Genomic DNA, 17,641 nt, shown 5'->3' with positions numbered 1-17,641 from the left:
CGTCGCGATGATCACGCCGTGGAACTGGTCGATCAACCAGATCGCCTGCAAGGTCGCTCCGGCGCTCGCCACGGGATGCACCATGGTATTGAAGCCATCGGAGATCGCTCCGTTCAACGCGGTGATCTTCGCCGAGATCATGGATGAAGCCGGGGTGCCGCAGGGGGTGTTCAACCTCGTTCAGGGCGACGGCCCTACGGTTGGTGCTGCGCTGGCCAGCCACCCGGATGTGGACATGGTGTCCTTCACCGGGTCGACGCGCGCCGGCATTGCCGTGGCGCAGGCGGCGGCACCGACCGTCAAGCGGGTGCATCAGGAGCTCGGCGGCAAGTCGCCGAACATCATCCTGCGCAGCGCCGACTTCTCAGCCGCGGTCGCCGCAGGCGTACGCCGGTGCTTCGGCAACTCCGGCCAGACCTGCACCGCGCCAACGCGGATGCTGGTGCCCATTGAGCGAATGGAGGAAGCAAGCTCGATCGCTGCGAGGGAGGCGGCTGCGCTGGTTGTCGGCCCCCCATCTGACCCTCGCACTGACCTCGGACCAGTCGCAAGCGCGGCCCAGTTCGACAAGGTCCAGGCGTTGATCGAACGCGGCATCGCGGAAGGAGCCGAGCTCGTCGCCGGCGGCCCTGGCCGCCCTTCGCACCTCAATTCCGGCTATTATGTGCGCCCAACCGTGTTTGCCCGCGTCACCAATCAGATGACGATTGCGCGGGAGGAAATCTTCGGCCCGGTGCTGTCGATCATCGGCTATGACAGCGAAGAAGAAGCCGTGGCGATCGCCAACGATACGCCCTACGGCTTGGCTGCGTACATTCAGGGCGATCCTAAGGAAGCGCGAGCGCTGGCAGGCAGGCTGCGCGCCGGCAGCGTTCGCCTCAACAGCTCCGCCTGGGACAGTGCCGCCCCTTTCGGCGGCTACAAGCAATCCGGCAACGGTCGAGAATACGGGAAGTTCGGACTGCACGAGTTTACCGAGATCAAGGGTATAGTCGGCTTCTTGAACGATTGAACGTCAATACGAGAGGTCGGTGTTCGGGATGCCTGCGTGCGATAAGGGCGCGCAGGATCCGGGCGCATATGCGCGATCGCAGGTGATTGCCGACGGGGCGATCGTGTGGAAGAACCAGCGAGCGCTCTCGTCGTGCCTGAGATGGCACCCTCGCGCGCAAAGCGGCTGCTCGGGCAGCGCAGGAGATACTCGCGAGCCCGCGACATGACACAAGCGAGCAGATCATCGTAACAGGTCTTTGGAAGTGGCGCCCTACCCGTCGGTTCAATGGCAAGTCGCCCATCCCGTCACAGGTGCGCCCGTCGGACGCACCTGAGTTTTGCCGTCATTCGTAAACGCAGATGTAGATCTTGCGCACAGTCTCTATCGTGCGCCAAACACCGGCAAAACCTGGCTTCATAACGAAGCTGTCCCCAGCGCGATAGGTCTTCGTCTCCCCACCCTTCTCCTCGATTTCCACAAGACCTGAGATGATATGGCAGAATTCGTAGGTGGTGCCCTTGATCGAATGATGCTCGCCAGGCGTCGCTTCCCAGACGCCGGTCAACACCTTCTCTCCCTTGGAAGCATCCTGGGCCCAGGTCTTGAAAAGAGGATTGCTCGAGATGAGCCGCTCCGGTGCGGGAGTGGCCTCCTTCGCCGTGAAATTCGGATCGGTATCGATGGTGACCAACAGTGACATATCATCTTCCTTATTCGGTTGGAGGGTTCTGCGATCGATGAGGCAGGCCGTCGCGTGGCGGGGCCTCCATCATCGCGGTCCGCCTCTGGGTGGGTGTCACCCGAGATTAAGTCGATGCAGAAGTTGGCGTTGCTAAAGAGAAGCGCCGCTTTAGCGGATAATTTCAAAATCCCGCCACAACCCAACCAAACCTACTGTCGTCGCGAGAGCTGTCGCCGGGGAACACCGTGAACCGGTAGTGAGCAACAACGGCGCTGGTCTGCAAACGCCGCGGTTTCGAGTTTTGGCCATTCGAGGCATTGGCAGTTCTACGGCTATCGGTCGTTCGAAGGCCAAGTCCGGACCATAAATGCCCGGCCGCGCTTTTTTAATGCGGGAATAAGGTGGTCAGCGGCATATGGGCCTTGATGATCGGCGACTTGAGGACGACGAAGCTGAAATATTTGTCGATGCCGACGTCCATGTCGGTGAGCCGCTCCATGATCGTCTGATATTCGTCGATGCCGGCCGTGACGAATTTCAACAGATAATCGTAGCCACCCGAAACGAGATGGCATTCGATTACCTGGTCGACCTTCTCGATCGCTGCAAGGAAGCGGGCGAAGTCGATCTGCCGATGGTTCTTCAGGGTGATTTCGGTAAACACGGTCAGTGTCTGTCCGAGTTTGCTGACATTGATCTGAGCCGAATAGCCTTCGATGTAGCCTTCGGATTGCAGCTTCTTCACCCGCATCAGGCAGGGGCTTGGCGACAGGTTGACCAGCTCGGCGAGTTCCACATTTGTGACGCGGCCGTTCTTCTGCAGTTCGTACAGAATTTTTATGTCGATCCTGTCGAGTTTCATCATCACATGCGCCTTCGCTTGCTCGAGATCGCCAAGGATGCAGCATATTATGCTGCAGCCTTCCAATATCGAGCTTAACACATCACCAAGGGCTGTCGACCGGATTGCGGGACATACCGAAGCATAAACGGCTAAGGGCCACCCGCTAACTCGGAATCTTCTGCTGTCGTCGGCTGATCTCCGGCAAAGACGCGGCGGCGGATCCGCTAGACTGGCCCGAAACGGAGACCACGCCATGCCCGCACCGCTCACTCGTGTCGACACCACACCGCAGCTGCCTGCTGCCGCCGATGCGGTCGTGATCGGCGGCGGCATCGTCGGCGTTTTCGCGGCCTATTATCTAGTCAGGCGCGGATTGAAGGTCGCCCTCGTCGAGAAAGGCCTTGTCGGGGCGGAACAATCGAGCCGCAACTGGGGCTGGTGCCGGCAGCAGAACCGCGATGCCCGTGAATTACCGATGTCGACGAAGAGCCTCGATCTGTGGGAGCGCTTCGCCACCGAAACCGGCGAGGACACCGGCTTCCGCCGTTGCGGTCTCCTCTATCTCAGCAATAGCGAGGAAGAACTTTCCGGCTGGGCCCGCTGGCGCGATTTCGCCCGATCGGTCGGCGTCACGACGCACATGCTAAGCGGCGCGGAAGCAACCGAACGCGGGCGGGCCACCGGCACCCCATGGAAAGGCGGGGTCTTTTCGCCGACCGACGGCACCGCCGATCCCGGAAGAGCCGCGCCTGCTGTCGCGCGTGCGATCCTGAAGCTCGGCGGCACGGTGCATCAATCCTGTGCGGCCCGCGGCATCGACATTCAAGGCGGCAGAGTTTCAGGCGTCGTCACCGAACACGGCACCATCCGGACAAAGGTCGCGATCCTGGCCGGCGGCGCCTGGGCCTCGTCCTTCTGCCGCCAGCTCGGCATTCGATTTCCGCAAGCTTCGATCCGCTCGTCGATCCTGTCGGTTTCGCCGGGTGCACCCGGCCTGCCCGATGCGCTGCATACATCAGCGGTATCGGTGACACGCCGCGGCGACGGCGGTTACACGCTGGCGATCAGCGGCCGCGGCCGCGTCGATCCCACGGCGCAGCAGCTCCGTTTCGCACCGCAGTTCCTGCCGATGTTCGCCCGGCGCTGGCGGAGCCTCGCACCCGGCGGACTGGAAGGAATTCGCTCTGGGCACGAATCTTTGGCGCGATGGCGGCTCGACAGGCCGACGCCGATGGAGCGCATGCGCATCCTCGACCCGGCGGTCGACCAGGCCACCATTGCCCTCACGCATTCGCGGGCGCTCAATCTGCTGCCAGCCTTGAAGAACACCGAAATCAACGCGGCCTGGGCAGGCTATATCGACAGCACGCCGGACGGCGTGCCGGGGATCGGCGAAATCAGCGCCCTTCCGGGCTTCATCCTCGCTGCAGGCTTCAGCGGCCACGGCTTCGGCATCGGACCCGGTGCCGGTCATCTGATTGCCGATATCGTCACGGGCGATGAGCCGATCGTCGATCCCGGGCCCTATCATCCCAACCGCTTCGCGGAGTCTGCCTGGGGCAAGGTCGCCGACTTCTAGACAATGTCGCACGAAGCCGCGAAGGACACTCAGGAGGCGGCCGCCATTCGCGGGCTCACGGCAGGGGAAGCCTTGCGGCCGTCGGCGGTCTGGAAGCGAGAGATCCGTTCGTTCAGCAGTTCCACCTGCTGCCGAAGCCTGTGAATTTCGGCGGTGTTTTCCTCCACCATTGCGGCATTGTGCTGAGTGATATGATCGATGTCGCGAACGGCGCTGTTGACCTCGTCGATGCCCTTGTACTGCGTGCTCGTGGCAGTCGAGATGACCTGCACCAGCCCGTTGATCGAGGTGAAATGCTCCATGATCACGGAAAGCGCCTCACCAGTCTCCTCGACTAGCCTGACGCCCGCGCCAACCTGCGACGCGCTGTTGGAAATGAGGTCCTTGATTTCGCGGGCGGCCTTGGCGCAACGCTGTGCAAGCTCGCGCACCTCCTGTGCGACGACGGCAAAACCCCTGCCCGCCTCTCCTGCCCGCGCCGCCTCGACGCCGGCATTGAGTGCAAGAAGATTGGTCTGGAAGGCGATTTCGTCGATCACGCCGATGATGCTGGAGACCTTGTCCGACGAACGGTTGATGGCGTCCATGGCGTCAACGGCCTTGGCGACGACGGCCGCGGAATGCTCCGCCTGCCGATGCGCCTCGGCGACGGAAAGCGATGTCTGGTGCGCGTTTTCCGCCGTCGTGCGCACGCTGGCTGTGAGTTCGCCAAGCACGCGTGAACTGTCTTCAAGAGCGGCCGCCTGTTGTTCCGTGCGCCGCGCCAAATCGTCGGCCGCACCCGAAAGATTGGTGCTGCCCTCGGCGATTTCGTATGTGGTGTTGCGAACTTCGGCGAGCGTGCGGCGAAGCGCATCGATTGCCTGATTGTAGGTCCTGGCCATTGCGACATAGTCGGCGGCCAGTTCCTCGCTCATCACGGCTGCGAGGTTGCCGTCGGCAAGCTTGCCGAGCATGTCGGACAGTGCGTCCAGGGCCTCGCTCTGCTCGGCTTCGATGCGCGCCTGCTCGGCTGCGCGGCGGGCCTGTTCCTGTTCGTCCCGCGCCCTGTTTGTTTCAGCGACCTCTTCGAGCCTTGTCTTTTCGAGCGCCTGGTCGCGGAAGACCGTCACGGACCGGATCATATCGCCGATTTCGTCGCCGCGCTTGCCGTCGCCGATCGGAACGTTGAGATCGCCGGCGGCAAGCCTCGTCATTGTCTGGGTGATCCGCTTCAGCGGTCCGCGCAGCGTTTCGATCAGCATGAGGCCGCCGATGATGGCAAGCACCGTGCCGGCAATCATCGCCGCGAGTGACATCGTGGCCGAACGCTGGCTGATGTCCTTGCCGCTCTCCTGCGCAGTGCTGACGAATTGCTCCAGGGTATGGCTTGAGGCGGCCACGAGTTCGGTTGCCGCGCCCCTCTCCGCCCGCCACCGGTCTGCGACCGATATCAGCAGCGACGTGTCCTTTTCGATCGTGGCGAGGGATGGCTCGATCTTCTTCGCAAGTTCCTGCAACGCGGCGTTTTTCCCGCTCAAGGGTAGGAGCTGTGCAGCGCTTTCGCGCAGCGCCTTGAGATCGGCGAGAACGGCGTCCCGCGCTTCGGCATCGACCCGCCTGTTCAGTTCGCTCAGATGAAGGCGCAGATCGTCGATCGATTTGAAAGCAGTATTGACGATCACCACCACCGAGCGAAGCGTGGCGATGTTCGCATCCATACCAACAAAACGCTCGATAGCGGTATCCGCATTTCCTGAGGCGAGCTTGACGAACTTCTCTTCAAAGCCCTGCAGATCCTGGTCGACGGGAGCATAGCCCTCGAGCGCAAGATTGGCGTTGTCCTTGGCCATCGCCGCGAGCTTGTCCAATACCGGCTTCAGCGCGGCAAACTGGCTTTGGGCCTTGTCGGAGGCGATTGCGGCGCTGCCGCCGACCTCCTTGACGAGCGGCGGCAAGAGGCTGCCGAGAGCGCCGGCGACATCGGCGGGGGCAGTCGCCTGCGCTGTTGCCTTGCGCAATTTTGCAATGCGCTGGGCGATATTCTTGTAGGCGGAGGCATCGAGAAGAAGCGCCCGGACGAAGGCTTCCTTTCCGTTCGCCTGATCCTGAAGGACGTCGAGCTGCTTGCGGGCGGTCTGGCTTTCCTTGAAAAGCTGCGCCACAGCCTGATCGATCGCCTGTTCGGTGTTCGTGCGCTCCAGTGCCACAGCCCAGAGCGCGTCGGCGCTGCCCTGCATCTTGCCGCCGAGGTCGCGCACCGCCGAGATCTGCTGCTTCTGCGACGGATCGATCAGCATGGCATCGAGCGTCGCAGCCCCCTTCTCCTGATCGGAGATGCTGGCGATCAGCCGATCGCGCGTGGCCGTTGTCGGAAGATCGGTAAAGGCAGTCAGCGAGGATCGCAGCTGCTGGAAACTGGAAAGCGTGTCGATCGTCTGCCGCGTCAGGGTCATCTGGCCTTTGAGCGTTCCGGCGGTGAAATAGCCGAAAAGCCCTATGCCCGCTATGAGGACGATCAGAGGCACCACGAAGAAGAGAACCTTCGTGACGATCCGCATACGCTGCAACAGTCGATCAATCAACGCCATAAGAAAGCCCCGCCCCCAGGAATGGTCACGCCTGATGGCGCGACGATAGCCGCAACTGCTAAAAAAATGGTCAATGGTGTCGAGTTCGTTCAGGAGTCGCTAAATGCGTAACCGAGGTCACATTTTCAGCATCCCGAGGTTCGCTGACAAACCTCGCTCTTACTCGACGTCATCCTCGGCATTGTGCCCGGGGGATCTGCCGCCCTATCGAACGGAGGCAGATGCTCGGGACAAGCCCGAGCTTGAAGAAAGAGGAGTTGGCCGCCTGGATCAGCGGCCTGGAGGGCGCATTTCTGCGCCATCGGCACATCAACTAGCCGATGGCCATCAGGCTCGCATTGCCGCCGGCAGCGGCTGTGTTGATCGAGGTCGACACTTCCTCCAGCAGCCAGTTGAGGCAGTAGGCTTCGGGATCGCTCGCCAGTTCCTCGCTCGTCGCGGCCTGGACCAAGAGAAGCGGGCCGGGCAGCGCGGCGATCTTCCGGTTGACGGCAAGAACCCTGTCGCGGTCCCCTTCGACGAGCGCGCCGGAGAACGGCCCGTCCTTTTCCCAATCCGATGTCCAGGAAAGGCGGCCGGCGACAGCCGCCGGAAGATCCGCCAGCGCCGACTTCGATATGGAACCCGCATCGACGACGACATGGTTGCCTGTGGAGAGGGCGGCGGCGATCTGGCGATGCAGTCCGGTTTCGGTCTGCGGCACGAGCAGGATGCGGCCGCGCGGATGGAGCGCGTAGAGATTGCGCTCGCCGACAGGGCCGGTGAGTTCACGTTCGAGCCCGAGCGCCGAGCGGCTCGCATAGCCACGCGCCACCTCCCCTTCGCCCGTCAGGCCCTTCTTGTCGAGCCAGACGATGTAATCGCGAAGCGCGAGGTCGGTATGAACGGAATCCTGCTGCGGCGGCACGGGTGCGCGCTGCACCAGGCGACCGATATAGAGCGGACCGCCGGCCTTCGGCCCCGTTCCCGACAGGCCGCGGCCGCCGAAAGGCTGCACACCGACAACAGCGCCGATGATGTTGCGGTTGACATAGAGGTTGCCGGCCTTGATGCGGCTCGTCACATGCGCAATCGTTTCGTCAAGCCGTGTGTGAAGCCCGAAGGTGAGGCCGTAACCCGAGGCATTGATGTCGTCGATCAGGCGATCGAGCCCGTTTCTCTTGAAGCGGACGACATGCAGGACCGGCCCGAAGACCTCCTTCGTCAGGTCCGACAGCGACTTGATCTCGATGATCGTCGGCGGAACGAAGGTGCCTTTTGCTGCGCTTTCCGGCAGCGGCAGCTGTTCCACCTTGCGGCCGGCGCCGCGCATCGCTTCGATATGCTGGTCGATCTCCGCCTTCGCCCCATCGTTAATGACGGGCCCGACATCGATGCTTAAGCGATCGGTGCGGCCGATGGTCAATTCACGGAACGCGCCTTTCAGCATGGCGAGCGTCCTGTCGGCCACATCATCCTGAAGGCAGAGGACGCGGAGCGCCGAGCAGCGCTGGCCGGCGCTGTCGAAAGCCGAAGTCACGACGTCAGCCACGACCTGTTCGGCCAGGGCGGAAGAATCGACGATCATGCCGTTCTGGCCGCCGGTTTCGGCAATCAGCGGTATCGGCTTGCCGGTTGCCGACAGGCGTTCGGCGAGCTGCGCCTGGATCATGCGCGCAACTTCGGTCGAGCCGGTAAACATGACGCCGGCCGTTTCCTGCGCCCCGACCATACCCGCGCCGAGTCGGCCGCTGCCGGGCACGAATTGCAGGGCACCGACGGGCACGCCAGCCTCATGGAGGATCTTGACGCTCTCCGAAGCGATGATCGGCGTGACGCCGGCAGGCTTTGCCAGCACGGGATTGCCGGCGACGAGGGCTGCAGCAACCTGGCCGGTGAAAATCGCCAGCGGGAAATTCCACGGGCTGATGCAGACGATCGGGCCGAGCGGCAGATGCGATGGCCCGAGGGTCTTGCGGGCCTGGTCGGCATAATAGCGCAGGAAGTCGACCGCCTCGCGCACTTCGCCGACCGCGTTGGCGGCGGATTTGCCGGCCTCTCGCATGACGATGCCCATCAGCACCTTGATGCGGGCCTGCATGATATCGGCCGCCCGATCGAGGCAGGCGGCACGCTCAGCGGGGGGCACGGCCGCCCATTGCGGCGCATATTCGGCTGCCATCGCAACGACGCGGGCTGCCTCCTCGACCTTCAGCTCGGTCACGGTGCCGACGACGTCGCGGTGATCGGCGGGATTGAGGACATCGCGCGTTACGCCGTCGGTGGAGCCGTCGGCAAGGATCGGCAGCGCATGCCAGGGCATCGCAGCCGTGGAGGCAAGCGTCTGCGCCAGGTCCGAAAGCGTGGCTTCGCTCGAGAGATCCAGGCCGCTCGAGTTGGCGCGGGCGCTGCCGTAAAGCGCCTTGGGTGCTGCGATCTGCACATGCGGGGCACCGACGACAGGCATGGCCGCGACGGTCTCGGCCGGATCGGCGATCAGCGCCTCGACTGAAACGTTCGGATCGGAAATGCGATGCACGAAAGAGGAGTTGGCGCCGTTTTCGAGCAGGCGGCGGACGAGATAGGCAAGCAGCGTCTCATGCGTTCCGACGGGCGCATAGATGCGGCAGGGCCGGTCGAGCTTTTCCTTTCCGACCACCTCGTCATAGAGCGGTTCGCCCATGCCATGCAGGCACTGGAACTCGTATTTTCCGACTGCAAAATCAGGCCCCGCCAGATGATAGATCGCAGCCAGCGTCTGCGCATTGTGGGTGGCGAATTGCGGAAAGACGGCATCGGCGGCGGCGAGCAGCTTGCGCGCGCAGGCGATATAGGCGACGTCGGTATAGATCTTGCGGGTATAGACCGGATAGTCGTCGAGACCATCCAGCTGGGCGCGCTTGATCTCCGCATCCCAATAAGCGCCCTTGACGAGACGGACCATCATCCGGCGCCCGGAGCGGCGGGCGAGATCGATGATGTAGTCGAGCACGAAGGGGCAGCGCTTGCCATAGGCCTGCACGACGAAGCCGAGCCCGTTCCATCCGCCGAGCTCCGGCGCAAAGCAGAGTTCTTCGAGAAGATCGAGCGAAAGCTCCAGCCGGTCGGCCTCCTCGGCATCGATATTGAGGCCGATATCATAGGACTTCGCGAGAGCGGCAAGCGCCTTGACCTTCGGCAGCAGCTCGCCCATCACCCGGCCGGCCTGCGCTCTCACATAACGCGGGTGCAGGGCCGAAAGCTTGATCGAAATGCCCGGGCCGTCATAGATGCCGCGGCCATCCGCCGCCTTGCCGATGGCGTGGATCGCCTTCTGGTAATCCTTGAAATAACGCTCGGCGTCGGCGGCGGTCGTCGCGGCCTCGCCCAGCATGTCGTAGGAGTAGCGAAAGCCGCGCGCTTCGAGCGGCCGAGCGCGTTTCAGCGCCTCCTCGATCGTTTCGCCGGTGACGAACTGCTCGCCCATCATGCGCATCGCCATATCGACGCCGCGGCGGATCACCGGCTCGCCGGCACGCGCGATCAGCCGCGTCAGCGCCGCCGACAGGCTGCGGTCATTGACCGTCGAGGTCAGCTTGCCGGTGACGACGAGACCCCAGGTGGCGGCGTTGACGAACATGGATTTGCCGCCGCCGATATGCGAGGTCCAATTGCCCTCGGCGATCTTGTCGCGGATCAGCGCGTCGCGGGTATCCGTATCGGGAATGCGCAGCAGTGCCTCGGCAAGGCACATCAGCGCCACGCCTTCCTGGCTGGAAAGCGAATATTCCTGCACCAGCCCTTCGACGCCGGTGCCCTTGTGCTTGGCGCGCAGCGCCTCGATCAGCGTGCGGGCGGTGCTGCGAATGTCATAACGCTTCGCCTCGGAAACGCGCGCGGCCGCAACGAGCGGCGGCAGGCATTCGGTTTCCGGACGGCGATAAGCGGCCGTGATCGCCTGGCGAAGCTCGGATTGCGGCCGGATCGGCGGCGCAAAAGCGGCGAACGGCGCACTGCCGGCGGGATCATTGGAGGATGCGGGGTCGATCGCTGCGTTCAACATGGGAGTCCCTGATCAAAGAATGTTTCGTCTAACGGATAAATGGAACACCGGGCTCGTCATCCCAGAGCGCATCATCCATAAAAGCGGGGCCGGAATATTCCGTCTCGCGAAGCGGGCGCGCATCCGGCTTGTCGCGCTTGACGGTGAATGCCGCCGCAACCGCTCTTATCGCCACCGGCCTGTAGTGAACGAGCAGGTCGGGTTTCCGATCGTCATCCGCTTGTTTCTGATGCATCCGTGATTCCCATTTTTGGTGCGACGCCACCGCCGATCCCGGCAATGCGCCAGGCGCTCACGCCTTCCTCCCATTGCCGACGCATAATCTATCACAGCCGCAAATCGCGATCTCACTTGATTTTGGCGGTTTACAAGCTGTATGAACTTATAAAGCGATCAGAGATAGTTCAAATGGCCACAGAATCCGACGTCTTTAGTGAATTGGACCAGTTCGACAGAAAGATCCTCGCAGCGCTGGCCGAGGACGGAAGGCTGTCGATCACCGATCTGGCGGCACGCGTCGGCCTCTCGAAGACACCCTGCCAGCTCCGTTTCAAGCGACTGATCAACGACGGCTATATCGAAGGCTTCAAGGCCGTCCTCAATCCGGCGAAAATGCAGCTCGATCATATCGCTTTCGTCGAGGTGAAGCTCTCCGACACCCGCGAGGCGGCGCTGAAAAGCTTCAACGACGCCATCAAGAAAATCAGGGAAGTCGAGGAGTGCCACATGATCGCCGGCAGGTTCGACTATCTCTTAAAAATCCGCACTCGCGACATCGGCCGCTACCGCCGTGTCCTCGGCGAGCGCATCTCGACGCTGCCGCATGTTGCCAACACCTCGACTAACGTCGCGATGGAAACGATCAAGGAAGGCTGGGACAAGTTCGGTTCGAGTCTTTCGTGATCATTGACCCTGCGGCTACATTGCCGCATTGAGCTTTCGGCTCGGCAGCTTTATCAAGTTTTCACGCCGGATGGCGGGGGAACCATGCAAAGTCGTTTGGACATGATCGGGAAATGGCTGGTGCGCATTCTGTGCGCCGTTGCGCTCGTGTCTGTCGGATTTGCGCACCAATCCCCGGCGATTGCGGCCACCCCCATCAACCTTGCCGAATATGTGCTTCCGGACGGGACGCTGCCTACGCTTTGCGTCACGGTCGCAGACGACGAAGGCAAGACGGGCACTGATCACAAGTTCCACAATCATGGCTGCGAAGCGTGCCGGATCAGTGCTTCCGTTCTGCTTCCGCCACCTGCAGACATCGTCGGGAAAGCTGTTGCATTTTCCCTTCGGGTGGATCTTCCCATCCGCGTCGAAGCCTTCCACCGGCAAATTTACCCACCCAATACCGGTCCCAGAGCTCCTCCTTCCGATCCGATCCTGACCTGAACCAGCGCATCGGCCCCGCTGAGGCGTCCCCTTTGTTCACGGCTGCTCATTTGCCAGCGGCCACGGATTCGGAAATTTCATCATGTCGACCATCACTTCCGCCGCTCCGGCGGAAAACGCCGTACCCGGCGTCTCGCTTTATCGCGCCATCTGGCGCTGGCACTTCTTCGCCGGACTTCTCGTCATTCCCTTCATGCTGAACCTCGCGATCACCGGCTCGCTCTATCTCTTCAAGAACGAGATCAATGAAAGCGTCTTCGCCTACCGCTATGACGTCGTCGCTTCCGGCCAACCGCTGGCGCCGGAAAAGCTGGTGGAGATCGCGATGGCCGCCGTCCCCGGCTCTGCTGTCACCTCCTACAAGGACCCGGCAACGCCGGAGCGCTCGGCCATCGTCACGGTGTCAGGCGATGCCGGCTCAACGCTCGTCTTCATCGATCCCTATAACGGCAAGGTTCTCGATACGGTCGGCTCGACCGAAGAGTTCAACTACGTCGTCAAGCGCATCCATAGTCTTGCTTTGTTTGGGCGCCTTCCAAACAAGCTGATCGAGATTGCCGGCGGATTCGCCATGGTGCTTGTCGTGACAGGCATCTATCTCTGGTGGCCGCGCCGCCAGACGGGCGGCGTCGTCACCATTCGTGGCACACCGGCCCGGCGCGTCTTTTGGCGTGACCTGCATGCCGTAACCGGCGCCTTCGCGGGCATCCTGATCTTCTTCCTGGCGATCACCGGCATGCCGTGGTCGGGCTACTGGGGTTCGAACGTGCAGGCCTGGCTTGGAAGCCGGGGCCTGGGCTATCCCACGCAGCTCTGGGACGATGTGCCGAAATCGCAGAAGGTTACCCAGGACATCCTGCCTGTGGCCGGCTGGACGGTCGAACAAGCTCCAGTCCCGCTCTCCGACCTTGCCGCCGCCCAATCGAAGAAGCCGATCGACCTGAACAAGGCCGTCGAAATCGCAAAGGCCGCCGGTCTGACGCCGGGTTTCGACATTGCCATGCCTTCCGGTGAAACCGGCGTCTATTCGGCGGCGATCTATCCCGATGACCTCGCCAAGGAGCGGATGATCCACATCGACCAGTATTCCGGCAAACCGCTCGTCGATATCTCCTACGGCCAGTATCCGATTTTCGGAAGAGCCATCGAGTGGGGCATCAACGTCCACCAGGGGCGCGAATTCGGTCGCGTCAATCAATTCCTGATGCTTGCCACCTGCCTGGCGATCATTCTTTCCTGCGTGACCGGCGTCGTCATGTGGTGGAAGAGGCGGCCGTCCGGACGTGTGGGGGTTCCGCCGCTGCCGCCGCGGCGATCGGTTTATATCGGCCTATGGATCATCGCGGCCGTCTTCGCCCTGGCGTTTCCGCTGACCGGTCTCGCCATCCTGCTGATGATCGCGGTCGACCAGGCCATCATTCGCACGATCCCGCCGCTTCGGCGTGCCTTCGCTTGAGAGATGTCGATGAAGACGATCGCATCCGCCCTTCGACGAAACTTTGACAAACGACCGCTCCAACTGGCAACTTCAAAGGAAACAGATGAGATGACTATGTCGAAACTCCCCCGCATCGCTTCCATCGCACTGATCGTGACGGCCGTGGCCGCCGGCCAGGCCTTGGCTCACGCCCACCTGAAAACTTCGAGCCCGGCGGAGAAGGCGTCCGTCATCTCTCCCGGCGAACTCGACCTGACTTTCACCGAGGAACTCGATCTCAAGTTCAGCGGCGTAAAGGTCACAGACCCGGGCAAGAAGGACATCAAGCTTGGCGAAGCCGGGCTGAAGGACGATGGCAAGGTTCTGACGGTTCCGGTTCCCACAACGCTGGCACCAGGCGACTACACCGTCGACTGGCATGTGCTTTCGACCGACGGACATAAGACCAGCGGCAGCTATATCTTCACCGTCAAGCCGTGATCACGCCCGAGACAGCCTATATCGCTTGCCGCTTTTTCCTGGACATCGCTGCCCTGTATCTGTGGGGCAGCTCCGCATATCTGTGGCTGCTCGTTCCCGCTTCCCTTTCCGGGAATATCTGGGCACGGCAATATTGGCTTCAAGCCCTTGCCCTCGGCAGCATCGTCGCCGCAACGATCGTTGCTCTCCCGTTCAGGTCCGCGATCCTCAGTGAAGACTGGGCGCAGGCATTTGATTTCAGTGCAATGCTGGATGTTCTTTCCGACACTGCGATCGGCACGGCGTGGATCTGGCAGGCGGCAGGAACCGCTGCGCTTTTGCTCGCATATATCGCGGCGCCCATGCGATTGCGGGCCGCTACCATGACGGTCGCGGCGGGATTCCTGCTGGCCGGTCTTGCCGCGAGCGGCCATGCCGCCATGAACACCGGCTGGCTTCGCGCACTGCATCGGGGCAACGATATCGTCCATGTCCTGGCGGGAGGCGCCTGGTTCGGGGCGCTGATCCCGGTCGCGTACATTTTGCCGCTGCTGTCAGATCGCCAGGCCGGCCGCGACGCGGCGACGGCGCTCGTCCGTTTCTCCACGGCAGGCCACGTCGCAGTCGGTGCGGTTTTGATCTCCGGCGTCGCCAACATGTTCCTGATCATCGGCAGTTTCCCGCTCGACTGGTCCGTTACCTATCAGCTTCTGCTTTCCCTGAAGATCCTGCTCGTCCTGTCGATGATCGGACTGGCCATCCTCCACAGGTATATGCTCGTGCCAAAACTCTCCTGGTCTCGTGGAGCTGTGACGGCACTCAGGATCGGAACCGTTGTCGAAATCGTCCTGGCGCTTGCGGTCGTCGGTCTGGTGGCATGGTTCGGCATGCTTGAGCCGGTTGCCATGTAAGTCACGCTGGAGGCATGGCGCAACGACCGCATCGAGGCAAACGGCCAGCGACCGGCCCATTCTCTGCATCTTGCTTTCGAACCGCTCACGGCGTCTGATACCGCCAGGAGATGGATCGCTTGACATAAACGAGTCTTCGGCGACCGAACCTGAGAATGAGGAACAGGATGGATCACGCCAATAGCCCGCAAGCACCGGCGAGCGAGGATAAGGAAGCGCGCAGGCTGCAATATCTCCCCTGGGAACGCATCCCATCGGATCTTCATCATCCCGCGCTCCTTTCTCGCAAGGCGGAGCTTCGGCGGTCATGCGGTGCAGCTTTGGCCGAGACGTCCTACATCGCCGAGAATGCCGCAATCTTCACCGAAAGCCTGACGATGGGCGAGCGGTCGTGGATTGCGGGCCACGCGCTCGTGCGTGGCGATGTCATCCTCGGCGACGATTGTTCCGTCAATCCCTATGCCTGCGTTTCCGGCAAGGTGACGTGCGGCAATGGGGTCCGCATTGCCTCGCATGCATCGATCGTCGGCTTCAATCATGGCTTCGACGATCCTGATCTGCCGATACACCGCCAGGGCGTCGTCAGCCTCGGCATCACGATCGGCGACGATGTGTGGATCGGCGCCAATTGCGTGATCCTCGACGGCGTCACGATTGGAAACGGCGCCGTGATCGCTGCCGGGGCGGTCGTGACCGGCAATATTCCCGCCATGGCGATTGCCGGCGGCGTTCCCGCCCGGGTGTTGCGAAGCCGGGGTTCGGCCGCCGAAAAATCGGGCACGGGCAACACCGAAGATCAATTGCTCAAGCTCGGGCAGAAGGCACAAGAACAATGGCCGGATATTCTTGCGCGTTGGAAAACCCAGGGAAATTATGAATCGCTGGAAGCGGACGGCATCAGGCGGCCGGCGATCCGGCATCTGTGCGACGCGATCGAAATTGCCGCCGGCTTCGGCCACGTGCCGCCGGACATCGATCCGTCGGAGACCATCGAACGTCTCCAAGATCTCCGGGAACCGGCGACCGGCCTTTTCCCGGAAGAGCATGCGCGCGTGCCGGACAAAGCCCTGAGGGATGATCCGAAGGCGCTCTACAACATCCTTTCGGTTGGATATGCGCTGGAGCTGCTCGGCTCCAGCCCGCGGCACCCTGTCCAGGCCGTTCGGCTCGACGCTCAGGACCTCGACCGATGGCTCAGCGCGCTGCCATGGCAAAGCAGGGCATGGCACGCCGGCAGCGTCGTCGATGCCATCGGCACCGCTATGTACTTCAATGCGAAGTATTTCGGCATTCGGCATCCGCGGCAGGCGCTCTTCGAGTGGCTGAGCCGGCATGCCGACGGCGTCTCCGGCCTTTGGGGCGAGCCGACAGCGCTGGAGGGATGGCTGCAGCCGGTGAACGGCTTTTATCGGCTGACGCGCGGCACCTATGCCCAATTCGGCGTTGCGCTTCCGCACCCGCATGCCGCACTCGAAACGATTCACTTGAACTATCGCAATCACAAAGGTTTCGTTGCGGAGAAATACAATGCCTGCAACCTGCTCGATACGATCCACCCTCTGCTACTGATTGCCCGCCAAACCGAATACAGGAGAGCCGATGGGGAGGCGATTGCGCGCAATCTCATCTCAAGGGCGCGGGACAGATGGCGGGACGGCGAGGGATTTCCTTTTGCCGACGGCGGTGAACCCAGCCTGCAGGGCACGGAAATGTGGCTTTCGGTCATTCACTTGGCCGCCAATTTCCTCGGCTTGGCAGATCGCTTCGCGTTCGTTCCCAAAGGCGTGCACCGGACGGCAACGCCCGGGTTGGGTCTGTAACCTTGGCTTTTCCGATCAACCATGCAGCGACCCCGTCAGCCAGGCGGCGGCGAGGTCGCGAGCATTGCTGCGCTTGGCTTTGACGGGCACGATCACGTTGTAACGCCCCTCTGCGGCAAGCTCGCTATCCTCAGCGCGCACCAGGGTCCCGTCCTCGAGAAAGGTGCCGACCAGCAGGCGCCATCCGAGCGCAATCCCCTGCCCGGCGCGCGCCGCCGCGATGCTCTCGGTATAATGGTTGAACCGCAGCGACGGCTTGACCTCGATACTGGAGCCGGTCAGCGAAACCCATTGCGACCAGTTGTACCAGGAACGGTCGACAACATCCGTTTCGATGAATTCGTCCGCTGGGCCGAGCGGACCATCTCCCCGACGCCTGAGATAATCCGGAGAGCAGACGGGGGAGATGACGTCGCTGCGCGAGGCGATGACGGTTCCATCGCTGAAGGGAGGCAGGCCGTAGCGGATCGCCACATCGACCTCTCCGCCGTCGAGCGCAATCGGACTGTCCTGGGATATCACCCGGACCAGAATTCCGGGATTCGCCCGGCGGAATTCGGCGAGCCGCGGCAGCAGCCAGAAGGACGAGAAGGCGACGGTCGCCCCGATCGTCACCACGTCCTGGCTGCGCGACTGGATCGCCTCCACGCTTTCGGCGATATCGGCAAAACTCTTGGCGAGCGTCGCGCCGAGGCTGACGCAGGCTGCCGTCGGCTCAATCGCCCGGTGCTTGCGCAGGAACAGCGGCTGGCCGAGTTCCTCTTCCAGCAAGGCGATCTGGCGGCTGACCGCGGCCTGGGTGACGCCGAGCTCGGTCGCGGCCGTGGTGAAGCTCTTCCTGCGCAGAACCGCTTCCAGCGTCACCAGTGCCGTCAGCGACGGGAGCCGTTTTCGGAACTGCATCTTCAAACCTCTTTTCGCATGATAAAAGCTT

At 62.3% G+C, this 17,641-nt stretch carries 14 protein-coding genes; 8 read left to right on the top strand and 6 right to left on the bottom strand.

Going from position 1 to position 17,641, the window contains the following annotated elements; genetic code table 11:
* Positions 1-1,012, top strand: a 1,012-nt coding sequence (locus QWJ46_RS28970; protein ID WP_302755787.1) for an aldehyde dehydrogenase family protein, incomplete at its 5' end; no start/stop codon positions are given.
* A 325-nt stretch (positions 1,013-1,337) separates the two neighbouring features.
* Here the strand turns inward: QWJ46_RS28970 and QWJ46_RS28965 are convergent.
* On the bottom strand, positions 1,338-1,694 hold the full coding sequence (locus tag QWJ46_RS28965) for a cupin domain-containing protein (protein WP_302755784.1): 357 nt from the start codon (positions 1,692-1,694) through the stop codon (positions 1,338-1,340).
* Between the two features lie 367 nt (positions 1,695-2,061).
* A complete protein-coding gene (locus QWJ46_RS28960) occupies positions 2,062-2,538 on the bottom strand; it encodes an Lrp/AsnC family transcriptional regulator (protein ID WP_004679019.1) in 477 nt (158 codons plus the stop codon).
* Positions 2,539-2,773: 235 nt separating this feature from the next.
* Here QWJ46_RS28960 and QWJ46_RS28955 point away from each other — a divergent pair, with 235 nt between their 5' ends.
* Positions 2,774-4,099, top strand: a complete 1,326-nt coding sequence (locus QWJ46_RS28955; protein WP_302755782.1) for an FAD-binding oxidoreductase — start codon at positions 2,774-2,776, stop codon at positions 4,097-4,099.
* A 29-nt stretch (positions 4,100-4,128) separates the two neighbouring features.
* Here QWJ46_RS28955 and QWJ46_RS28950 read toward each other — a convergent pair whose 3' ends face one another.
* The 3 genes from QWJ46_RS28950 to QWJ46_RS28940 all read right to left on the bottom strand — a co-directional run bounded on the left by QWJ46_RS28950 (position 4,129) and on the right by QWJ46_RS28940 (position 10,925).
* Positions 4,129-6,669, bottom strand: a complete 2,541-nt coding sequence (locus QWJ46_RS28950) for a methyl-accepting chemotaxis protein (RefSeq protein WP_302755779.1) — start codon at positions 6,667-6,669, stop codon at positions 4,129-4,131.
* Positions 6,670-6,982: 313 nt separating this feature from the next.
* Positions 6,983-10,690, bottom strand: a complete 3,708-nt coding sequence (gene putA / locus QWJ46_RS28945) for a trifunctional transcriptional regulator/proline dehydrogenase/L-glutamate gamma-semialdehyde dehydrogenase (RefSeq protein ID WP_302755777.1) — start codon at positions 10,688-10,690, stop codon at positions 6,983-6,985.
* A gap of 28 nt (positions 10,691-10,718) precedes the next feature.
* Positions 10,719-10,925, bottom strand: a complete 207-nt coding sequence (locus QWJ46_RS28940) for a hypothetical protein (RefSeq protein ID WP_302755775.1) — start codon at positions 10,923-10,925, stop codon at positions 10,719-10,721.
* A 173-nt stretch (positions 10,926-11,098) separates the two neighbouring features.
* On the opposite strand from QWJ46_RS28940, the gene QWJ46_RS28935 reads away from it, so the two are divergent.
* From QWJ46_RS28935 to QWJ46_RS28910, 6 genes are all read left to right on the top strand, one after another.
* Positions 11,099-11,593 (top strand): Lrp/AsnC family transcriptional regulator, encoded by a 495-nt coding sequence (locus tag QWJ46_RS28935; RefSeq protein WP_302755772.1) that lies wholly within the window; start codon positions 11,099-11,101, stop codon positions 11,591-11,593.
* Positions 11,594-11,677: 84 nt separating this feature from the next.
* Positions 11,678-12,079, top strand: coding sequence for a DUF2946 family protein (locus QWJ46_RS28930; protein ID WP_302755769.1), 402 nt, complete (start codon positions 11,678-11,680; stop codon positions 12,077-12,079).
* An 82-nt stretch (positions 12,080-12,161) separates the two neighbouring features.
* Positions 12,162-13,535 (top strand): PepSY domain-containing protein, encoded by a 1,374-nt coding sequence (locus tag QWJ46_RS28925; RefSeq protein WP_302755767.1) that lies wholly within the window; start codon positions 12,162-12,164, stop codon positions 13,533-13,535.
* Between the two features lie 96 nt (positions 13,536-13,631).
* A complete protein-coding gene (copC, locus tag QWJ46_RS28920; RefSeq protein ID WP_184460351.1) occupies positions 13,632-13,997 on the top strand; it encodes a copper homeostasis periplasmic binding protein CopC in 366 nt (121 codons plus the stop codon).
* A complete protein-coding gene (copD, locus tag QWJ46_RS28915) occupies positions 13,994-14,887 on the top strand; it encodes a copper homeostasis membrane protein CopD (protein ID WP_302755763.1) in 894 nt (297 codons plus the stop codon). The genes copC and copD overlap by 4 nt, the downstream gene beginning before the upstream one ends.
* Before the next feature lie 167 nt (positions 14,888-15,054).
* Positions 15,055-16,707, top strand: a complete 1,653-nt coding sequence (locus tag QWJ46_RS28910; RefSeq protein WP_302755761.1) for a DapH/DapD/GlmU-related protein — start codon at positions 15,055-15,057, stop codon at positions 16,705-16,707.
* A gap of 15 nt (positions 16,708-16,722) precedes the next feature.
* Here the strand turns inward: QWJ46_RS28910 and QWJ46_RS28905 are convergent, their stop codons facing one another.
* Complete coding sequence (locus QWJ46_RS28905; protein ID WP_302755759.1) at positions 16,723-17,610, bottom strand: LysR substrate-binding domain-containing protein; 888 nt, start codon at positions 17,608-17,610, stop codon at positions 16,723-16,725.
* Positions 17,611-17,641: the final 31 nt, after the last annotated feature.

It is taken from the genome of Rhizobium sp. CBN3 (assembly GCF_030518245.1).
In the GTDB taxonomy this organism is placed as follows: Bacteria; Pseudomonadota; Alphaproteobacteria; order Rhizobiales; family Rhizobiaceae; genus Rhizobium; species Rhizobium aethiopicum_A.
This window is presented reverse-complemented; position numbering and strand designations above follow the sequence as displayed.

Excerpts from the sequence above, each read along its gene's own strand:
- QWJ46_RS28940 (WP_302755775.1), bottom strand. The coding sequence starts at position 10,925 with ATGCATCAGAAACAAGCGGATGACGATCGGAAACCCGACCTGCTCGTT.
- QWJ46_RS28950 (WP_302755779.1), bottom strand. The coding sequence starts at position 6,669 with ATGGCGTTGATTGATCGACTGTTGCAGCGTATGCGGATCGTCACGAAG.
- QWJ46_RS28905 (WP_302755759.1), bottom strand. The coding sequence starts at position 17,610 with ATGCAGTTCCGAAAACGGCTCCCGTCGCTGACGGCACTGGTGACGCTG.
- QWJ46_RS28925 (WP_302755767.1), top strand. The coding sequence starts at position 12,162 with ATGTCGACCATCACTTCCGCCGCTCCGGCGGAAAACGCCGTACCCGGC.
- QWJ46_RS28910 (WP_302755761.1), top strand. The coding sequence starts at position 15,055 with ATGGATCACGCCAATAGCCCGCAAGCACCGGCGAGCGAGGATAAGGAA.
- putA (WP_302755777.1), bottom strand. The coding sequence starts at position 10,690 with ATGTTGAACGCAGCGATCGACCCCGCATCCTCCAATGATCCCGCCGGC.
- QWJ46_RS28960 (WP_004679019.1), bottom strand. The coding sequence starts at position 2,538 with ATGAAACTCGACAGGATCGACATAAAAATTCTGTACGAACTGCAGAAG.
- QWJ46_RS28935 (WP_302755772.1), top strand. The coding sequence starts at position 11,099 with ATGGCCACAGAATCCGACGTCTTTAGTGAATTGGACCAGTTCGACAGA.
- QWJ46_RS28965 (WP_302755784.1), bottom strand. The coding sequence starts at position 1,694 with ATGTCACTGTTGGTCACCATCGATACCGATCCGAATTTCACGGCGAAG.
- copC (WP_184460351.1), top strand. The coding sequence starts at position 13,632 with ATGTCGAAACTCCCCCGCATCGCTTCCATCGCACTGATCGTGACGGCC.
- QWJ46_RS28930 (WP_302755769.1), top strand. The coding sequence starts at position 11,678 with ATGCAAAGTCGTTTGGACATGATCGGGAAATGGCTGGTGCGCATTCTG.
- QWJ46_RS28955 (WP_302755782.1), top strand. The coding sequence starts at position 2,774 with ATGCCCGCACCGCTCACTCGTGTCGACACCACACCGCAGCTGCCTGCT.